This is a genomic window from Oscillibacter sp. CU971 (assembly GCF_905219725.1).
In the GTDB taxonomy this organism is placed as follows: Bacteria; Bacillota; Clostridia; order Oscillospirales; family Oscillospiraceae; genus Oscillibacter.
The window spans coordinates 1-7,430 of sequence record NZ_CAJMXG010000148.1 but is presented as its reverse complement, the minus strand read 5'-3'; the positions used below and the strand labels follow the sequence as shown (position 1 = coordinate 7,430).

The following is a 7,430-nucleotide window of genomic DNA, read 5'->3' as shown; positions in this document are numbered from 1 at the left end:
GCCATGATGACGTTATGGGAAAGGGCGTTCATGCCGTAGTAGAGGGACGGCCCGGCCATGCGGAGCTCCCTGGTCATAAAGGGAATGAAAATCGCCGTGGAGCTGGTGGTCATGCCCCGCTGGATTTCCACCTCGTTATAGCCCAGGGCCAGAGAGGACACAAACGCCTGCTCCTGCTGCCAGTNCAGCCGCNTCAAGGCGCAGTTATATTTCTGCGCGATACCGCCCACCGTAAACACATCGTTTTCCAACCGCTGCCGGGTGGGGGCGATATTGATGACCGTGAACGTGAGCAGGAACATCCGCTCGTTGCGGGACTGGAGATCGGCCAGGAGCTCCGCCGCGTCCTTGCTGAACGTGATCAGGTCAGGGGGCAGAATGTCGGGATCGTACCCGGCCCGCACCGCCTTGCGCTGTTCCTCCACTTTCATTTTGCCAATGTCGGAGAGCTTTCCCTTGATGGTCTTAATGGCTTTGAGCTGATCCACTGTCTGAATGTGCATGGTAACGGTCATTTCCGCATCCAGCTCCAGAATTTCCGCCAGGAGTTTGTCAGAGAGCTCGGACGCCAAAATCTGCAAGTAGGATGCAGCGCCCCAATACTGACCGATGCGGAATGTCCGGGATTGCCGGAAGTCGAAGCTGTCCGGGGCAATAAAGTCCTTTGTTCCCATGCCCGTCCGGGGAATGTCCTGCCAGGAGAAGCGGAACGGCTCCCGGCTGCCGGGGTGCATCTGACTGTGAAGCAGCGCCAGCCGTTCCTGCCCGTCCATCGGAGCAGAGGGAACGCCCAGCCGTTTCAGATTGCCAGTCACGTCGGCCTCCACCCGTTCCAGACGGGGACGGGCCTCCGCGATCCCCTCGGCGGGCAGGCCAAACGTGATGTATTTAGACCGCTCGATGCCGTTGTTGCTTTTGGCAATCTGATTTTTCAGCATACTGGTGAACTCGGCCCGGATGCTGTCAAAGTCATCCTGTGCCGGGGGGATATTGACCTTGTACTTGCTCCGGGAACGGGAGCGGCGGTTGATAAAGGAGAGCTGGAACGGCAGGGAGCTGTCAAAGTAATTGAGAAACGAGCTCCACCCGCTGAAAATCGCCGTCTGATCCTCGGTAGAAGCCACGGAATAATTGATGTCCTCATATTCCACGGTTTTCGTGTAGAGCCCACCGGGGAGCTGGCACACCCCGTCCGGGTGCATCACCAAGTAAGGAATAGTCTGCTGGGCGGACAAAACAGCTTTCCGGTTAGCGGCCTTTCCGGGGCCGCGCTTTGGGCTTTTTGCTTTCTGCAATCGCATCCTCCTTTCGCACAGCGCCCCGCTGGGTGAACGGGGCATAGATATTTTCCGTCTGGTAGGGCCTCACCCCAGGCCGCAGGAACTTCGCCCGCAGGACGTTCCGCACCACCTTTTCAAAGGGGAGCCCGTCTTTCTCATACATCGCCAGCAGGAACGCCGGGAGCGCCACCCCCATCATCAGGAACATGGCCCCGGTGTTGCCGATGGCGCTCCGGGCCAGCAGGTAGGACGGGATGCCCACTGCCGCCGCGATCCCGAAGCACACAAGCTGGCGTTTCGTCAGGTTAAAGGCAAGTTTGGTCTTGATTTTGGATAAGTCGTTGGGGACATTTACATAGGGAATTTCAATCACTCCTTTCCGGCCCGGCCACCTCTGGACACTTTGTCCAGAAGTCCGGGAGGGTGCTTTCCACCTCGTTCCCCCACACGTCCCAGCCGGGCGGGGACTGCCGGGCGAACAGCTCCACCCTGGGCACATCGCCCATGAGGGCCACGATCTTTTCGCGGGCCTCCTCCGGCTTGCGGCTGTGCTCCTGGATGGGGGAAATGATAAACTGATGGACGTTTGCCGCCTGCCGTTTCGGGTGTCCCCGTGTTGCCAGCAGGCAGACCTCCGCGTTGCCCCGCGTCCAAAAGCCCAGGCCGTAGAACCAGCCCTCGGACTTGCGGTTTTTCTTCAACCAGACGAAAGCAACGCTCTTGTAGGTGAAGCCCCACGCCTTGATGAGCCGCAGGGCCTCCGGGAGCTGCGGGAACGTAGCCCACAAAAAAAGCACGCTGTCCGGGGCCGCCAGATCCGCCACCGGGAGCGTGCATAACTCGTCAATCCCCATTGTGGGGTAGTGTTTTTCCGCCGCCCCCTGCAAGCCCTTTTGAGCATACCGCCAGGGGGGATCGGCGTAGATCACAGAATATTTCCCGATAGTCAAACTCCTTTCTCCCCGGCCTCCACCGCCGCGCCTGCCACACGGATGCGCTCACTGGCGGCGGCATAGTAGGCCGGGACGGTTTCAAAACAGATGAAGCGGCGGCCCGTGTTGAGGGCGGCCACCGCCGTTGTGCCGGAGCCCGCGCAGATGTCCGCCACCAGCTCTCCGGGCCGGGTATAGGTCTTGATGAAATACTCGCACAGGGCCACCGGCTTCTGCGTGGGGTGGACGGTGCGCTGGACGGTGGGGAACGTGAGCACATTCCCCGGAAAGCGCAGGCCGTCCTCCGAGCCGCCCGTGGTACGGACGAATTTTCCATAGTTCGGGCTGTCCCCGTTGTTCGTCAGACTCCGCTTGTAGGGCTTGCCCTGTTCAAACTGCGGGTTGTAGAGGGGGAGCTTCTGATAGAACACCAGGATGTTTTCCGTCTTTTTCAGCGGAGCGCGGCGGGCATTGAGAAAGCCAGTAGAGCGGCTTTTGTACCACACCCACTCATAGCGGAGCATGGACAGGTTGGATGCCCCCAGCACCTTGTCATAGGGGCACTGCGCGAAAAAGAGGATCGCGCCGTCCGGCTTCACCGCCCATTTCACCGCCTCCCACAGCTCCGGGAGCGACAGGGGCACATCCCAAAAGTTCCGGGTTGTGCCATAGGGCGGATCGGTCAAGAGCATATCCACAGAATGGCGGGGCAGGGAGCGCAGGCCCTCGATACCATCCATGAGGAACAGCCCCTCCGTGAGTTTCGGGGACTTCTGGACACTTTGTCCAGAGGTGCCCTTATCGGTCATTCCTGGCCTCCTTGCCCTTTGCCGGGGCGGGCCGGGCGGCGTTCTCACGGGCGGCCTGCGCCCGCCCCTCGGCTAACTGCTGGGCAATCGTCTTTGCGTCATCCCTGCCGCCCAGCAATTCCCGCTTTTGCAAAACGGCCTCCGTTTCCGCCATGAAGCGGGCAACATCGGCCTCGTTAAAGTCCCCCGGCGCTTTCCCATACCACAGGCGCGTCCCATCGGGCCCATATCTTCTCGGCATATAATACCCCTTTCTTAGTGCGCGCTAAAGATGCTGCGCGCTATCGTCCCGGTTTTGAACAGCATGAAGCAGAGCAAAACCGTATAGCCCACGGTGCCCCAGATTGCCCCGATGGGATCTCCACCCGTGGCAATCCCCTGGATCAGCACCGCATAGATTGCAACGCACACCAGAATGAGCATCCCCTGGAAGCCCACGGCAAACAGGGAGCGCAGATAGTTCTGCCCGATCTGGCCCACCTCCCGGTGGGAGATTGTCGCCATAGGGATCGGGGCCAAACTGGTGAGCAAATAGATTTCCAGCATCCTCCCGTAGACCAGGACAAAGATGACGATGCCCAGCGCCCACATGGTTACGCCGATAATAGAGGACTGGAGCCACAAGCCGAGAAGAGGCCCTAAGTCCATCCCCTCCAGGGTGGTTTCCAGCTCCGTGATCATATCCGGCGTGATGTCCGTGGAACCCTGGATAAGCCCTCCGGCCTGGGCGATCACCGTCTGCGACACGTCAAAGACGGCCATCACAATATCAAAGGTATTCGAGAGAATGAAGATGGCACAAGCCGTTTTGAACATCCATTTGTAGATATTCGCCACGTCAAACTCGTGCATATTATTCTTTTCCAAAAGCATCTGAATGAGCTCATAGGTGGCAACAAAGGTCAGTACCAGCCCGGCAATCGGTAAGATCACCGTTTCGGAAAGCTGGCGGATGAGGGAAAATACCCCGGCGTTCCACGCCGCCGGGGTAGTCCCCACCTGTACCGCAATCTCTCCGACTTGGGTATTGACGTAATCAAAGAGCCCCTCCAGGTTCCCCATGATCCCGCCAATCAACAGCTCTTTGAGCCAGTCCGTGAGCCAGTCGGTGAGAAAATCCATAGGCCCTTACCTTAAAATAGGCCAGACAGCAGAGGGATCAGGGTGGTGCCCAGCAGGATGATGCCGCCGCCCGCCATGAGCTGCTTCATACCCTGGCTTTTTGCTCATGTGAGATAAAGAAGTAAAAGAAGTGTAAAAAATTTTGCCGTTCCCTGTCCGGCTGACTGCCGGACGGGTCGGGCTTTAGTCGGGCAATTCTACCTTGCCGACAAAAGAGTAATAGATTTCGATTTCCTGTCTGCGGAGCTTCCCCCGGCGTTTCCCGTCAAGGGCTTCCGATTCGTGGATTACGATTTTCTCCACAAACTCCCGTAACAGGGTAGGGGTGAGTTCCTCAAAGCTGGTGTACTTGCGTACCACTTTCATAAACTTTTCAGCGTTTGCCGTGGCTTCCAGCGTTTTAGAAAGTTCGCCCTGCAAGGCGGCGGCTTTCTCTTTCAGTTCCTTTTGCTCGGCTTCGTAGTCTGCCGAAAGCTCCGTGAAACGCTCGTCCGATATGCGCCCGGTCACGCTGTCCTCATACAGCCGCTTGAAGATGGCGGAGAGTTCCGCAATCCGCTTTTCTGCCGCTTCCAGTTCTTTCTTCTTGGCGGCGTTCCGGCGTTTGCTCCCGTCCTCGGTCTGCTCGGTCAACAGCTTCATGAACCGGGCTTCGTGCCTGGCGGCGTAGCTGGTGACTTTCCGTAGGTTCTCGGTCACTCCGGCGGTTAAAAGGTCGGTGCGGATAAAGTGCGCCGTACAGTCTGCCGTGCGCTTCTTGTAGCTGCCGCAGATATAGCAGTCCTGCCGCCGCTTGTCCGTCTGATAGCGTTGCTGGTACATGACGCTGCCGCAGTCGGCACAAAAGAGCAAGCCGGAGAACAAACCCACTTCATCATAGCGGTTAGGGCGTTTGCGCTGCTTGCGTAGCTCCTGCACACGCTCCCATGTGTCCTTGTCGATTATCTGCTCGTGGTGGTTCTCAAAGATTGCCTGTTTGTCCTCGCTGTTGTAGATAATCTTGCTGCACTTGTAGGATTGGGTGGTGGTCTTGAAGTTCACAAGGCAGCCCGTGTATTCCCGGTTTTCAAGGATATGTACCACGGTGTTCGCCGCCCACTTGCACTCATAGCCGGGGTGGTAGCGGCGGGTTCTCCCTGTCCGGCGGTATTCCAGCGTTCCCGGCGTGGGGATTTCCTGCTCCGTGAGCATACGGGCTATCTTGGTCGGACCGTTCCCGGCAAGGCATAGGCTGTAAATCTGCTTCACCACGGGGGCGGCTTCTTCGTCAATGATGAAATTTTCGTCCTCGTCCATGAGGTAGCCGTACACGGGCTTGCTTGTGACGGGCTTCCCACTCATGCCTTTTGAGCGTTTTACCGCCCGGATTTTCTTGCTCGTATCTCTCACCAGCCATTCGTTAAAAATGTTACGCAGGGGCGCAAAATCATTGTCGCCCTGTGCGCTGTCTACGCCGTCATTGATTGCAATGAAGCGGACGCCGTTCTGTGGGAAAATCATTTCTGTGTACATTCCCACTTGTAAGTAGTTTCGCCCTAACCTTGACATATCCTTTACGATAACCGTTCCCACAAGCCCCGCTTCAATGTCGGCAAGCATGGACTGGAAGCCGGGTCTTTGAAAATTTGCCCCGGAGAATCCGTCGTCCGTGTACCATTTGAGGTTGGAAAAGCCGTTCTGTTTTGCGTAGGCTTCAAGGATTCGCTTCTGGTTGCTTATGGAGTTGGATTCGCCTTGAAGCGTGTCCTCGTGCGACAATCTCGGATATAGGGCGGTAATCAGTTTTTGGGTGGTCTGTCTTGACATAGATTCCTCCGTTTCCGACAGCCAGCCCACTATTCCGTATGTCTATTATACCATAGGGCGGGGCTGGCTGTACAGTCTTTTTTGCTACTTTATGTCGAAAAATATCACACTATTTTATTAAGGCTTATCGCATTATATAGCGTGGGCGGCTGTTCCCCCGGCTGCGCTTTCGGCTTCCAGCACTTTCATCATCTTGTCGGCGGCGGTGGCGGTAGTGCCTTGTTTGAAATAGCCGGAAACCACAAGGACGGTGTTCCCTCGGCGTACTTCTGTCACGCAATCCGGGCGGCGGGCGGTAGTGGCGGTGCTTTTCTTGGGCGTGTCGGTCATAGGCAAATCTCCTTTCCGTTCAGCAGCTTTTTAAGGCGTTCCATTTTCTCCCGTGCTTTGTCTTTTCTGAAATTCTCCCCGGTAATGCAGACGGGGCAGCACATTTCCGTAAGGCGGTCATATATCCGGGCGTGGGCGGTGTCCTCCGGGTTCTGTAATTCCTCCAGTGTGAGGTTCGTTGTCACGATTAGGGGCTTGCCGCTGCGGTATCGGCTGTCTATCACGTTATAGACTTGCTCTAAGCCGTATTCCGTGCCACGCTCCATGCCAAAATCGTCAAGGATAAGCAGAGGGAAGCTGCAAAGGCGGGCTATGTATTCGTTACGGTCTTTGAAGCTGGCGGCAAGGTCATTGAGTATCAAAGCAAAGTTCGTCATGCAGACGGAAATCTCTTTCTCCATGAGGGCGTTGGCGATACACCCGGCAAAATAGCTTTTCCCTGTGCCAACACTTCCCCACAAAATCAGCCCGTGGTTCTCCGCTTTCATCACTTCCCAACACTCCATATATTCACGGGCATAACACATTTGCGGGCATTTCCCGTTGTCGTTTTCAAACGTCCATTCCCGCATAGCCGGGTCGGTGAAGCCTGTCCGTTTCAGCCGTTCCACTTCCTCCCGGTGCTTGTATTCCCGGTGTCTGGCTTCCAGCGTTTCCCGGCGTTTCCGCTGGCAGTCACATTCTTTGGGGTGGCGGTCACGTCCGAAAAAGGTCTNGCCCTCCGGGAAGTAGGCTTCTTTGGGCTGGCGGCAGCTCCCGCAATATAAAAGCCCGTCCTCCCCGGTGTAGTCCTCCGGCTCTGCTTCCTGTGCCGTGGCAAGCCGGAAAATGGCGTTATCGTAATCACACATAAAATCGTCCTCCTTGTTCATGGTCTTTCACGCCCTGTTTACGGGGCGTTGTGTCTATGCGGTCAAAGGCTCTCGCCCTCTTTGTAGGAATAATCGGGGATTCCCTTTTTCGGGTTCTCCTTTTTCTCCCGGTTTAACCAGCGGCGCAATGCGGCGGTATGGCACACATAATCATTCCCGGTGGCAGCTATGAACTCGCTCATTTCCTCAATGAGCCGTTCCAGCCTGTCCGGGTATTCCTCTTTCAGCTCCGCATATTCGCTTTCAGAGAGGAAAACATTCTGGTATCTGCCAAACGGG

At 56.7% G+C, this 7,430-nt stretch carries 9 protein-coding genes and 2 pseudogenes; all 11 read right to left on the bottom strand.

All coding sequences use genetic code 11. The features are described 5' to 3' along the window. Positions 1-1,235 (bottom strand): VirB4-like conjugal transfer ATPase, CD1110 family (locus JX325_RS10615; RefSeq protein WP_374220607.1); only part of this gene is annotated, 1,235 nt, incomplete at its 3' end. Between the two features lie 13 nt (positions 1,236-1,248). Then, positions 1,249-1,644 (bottom strand): PrgI family protein, encoded by a 396-nt coding sequence (locus tag JX325_RS10610; protein ID WP_087232295.1) that lies wholly within the window; start codon positions 1,642-1,644, stop codon positions 1,249-1,251. Between the two features lies 1 nt (position 1,645). Next, entirely contained in the window at positions 1,646-2,230 is a 585-nt protein-coding gene (locus JX325_RS10605) for an MT-A70 family methyltransferase (protein WP_204791102.1), read from the bottom strand. Beyond that, complete coding sequence (locus JX325_RS10600; protein WP_204791101.1) at positions 2,227-3,021, bottom strand: site-specific DNA-methyltransferase; 795 nt, start codon at positions 3,019-3,021, stop codon at positions 2,227-2,229. Before JX325_RS10600 ends, JX325_RS10605 begins: the two co-directional genes overlap by 4 nt. Then, complete coding sequence (locus JX325_RS10595) at positions 3,011-3,262, bottom strand: hypothetical protein (RefSeq protein WP_204791100.1); 252 nt, start codon at positions 3,260-3,262, stop codon at positions 3,011-3,013. Before JX325_RS10595 ends, JX325_RS10600 begins: the two co-directional genes overlap by 11 nt. Before the next feature lie 14 nt (positions 3,263-3,276). Further along, entirely contained in the window at positions 3,277-4,143 is an 867-nt protein-coding gene (locus JX325_RS10590) for a VirB6/TrbL-like conjugal transfer protein, CD1112 family (RefSeq protein WP_054338603.1), read from the bottom strand. 11 nt (positions 4,144-4,154) lie between these two features. Next, positions 4,155-4,247: pseudogene (locus tag JX325_RS10585) on the bottom strand (Maff2 family mobile element protein); the annotation flags it as partial. Positions 4,248-4,326: 79 nt separating this feature from the next. Then, positions 4,327-5,949 carry a recombinase family protein gene (locus JX325_RS10580; RefSeq protein WP_204791099.1) on the bottom strand — a complete coding sequence of 541 codons (1,623 nt, stop codon included), beginning with the start codon at positions 5,947-5,949 and terminating at the stop codon, positions 4,327-4,329. 132 nt (positions 5,950-6,081) lie between these two features. Then, a complete protein-coding gene (locus tag JX325_RS10575; RefSeq protein ID WP_004068253.1) occupies positions 6,082-6,279 on the bottom strand; it encodes a transposon-encoded TnpW family protein in 198 nt (65 codons plus the stop codon). Beyond that, positions 6,276-7,130, bottom strand: a complete 855-nt coding sequence (locus tag JX325_RS10570) for an ATP-binding protein (RefSeq protein ID WP_204791098.1) — start codon at positions 7,128-7,130, stop codon at positions 6,276-6,278. Before JX325_RS10570 ends, JX325_RS10575 begins: the two co-directional genes overlap by 4 nt. A gap of 62 nt (positions 7,131-7,192) precedes the next feature. Continuing rightward, a pseudogene (locus JX325_RS10565) lies at positions 7,193-7,430 on the bottom strand (replication initiator protein A); the annotation flags it as partial.

Excerpts from the sequence above, each read along its gene's own strand:
- JX325_RS10600 (WP_204791101.1), bottom strand. The coding sequence starts at position 3,021 with ATGACCGATAAGGGCACCTCTGGACAAAGTGTCCAGAAGTCCCCGAAA.
- JX325_RS10595 (WP_204791100.1), bottom strand. The coding sequence starts at position 3,262 with ATGCCGAGAAGATATGGGCCCGATGGGACGCGCCTGTGGTATGGGAAA.
- JX325_RS10590 (WP_054338603.1), bottom strand. The coding sequence starts at position 4,143 with ATGGATTTTCTCACCGACTGGCTCACGGACTGGCTCAAAGAGCTGTTG.
- JX325_RS10580 (WP_204791099.1), bottom strand. The coding sequence starts at position 5,949 with ATGTCAAGACAGACCACCCAAAAACTGATTACCGCCCTATATCCGAGA.
- JX325_RS10575 (WP_004068253.1), bottom strand. The coding sequence starts at position 6,279 with ATGACCGACACGCCCAAGAAAAGCACCGCCACTACCGCCCGCCGCCCG.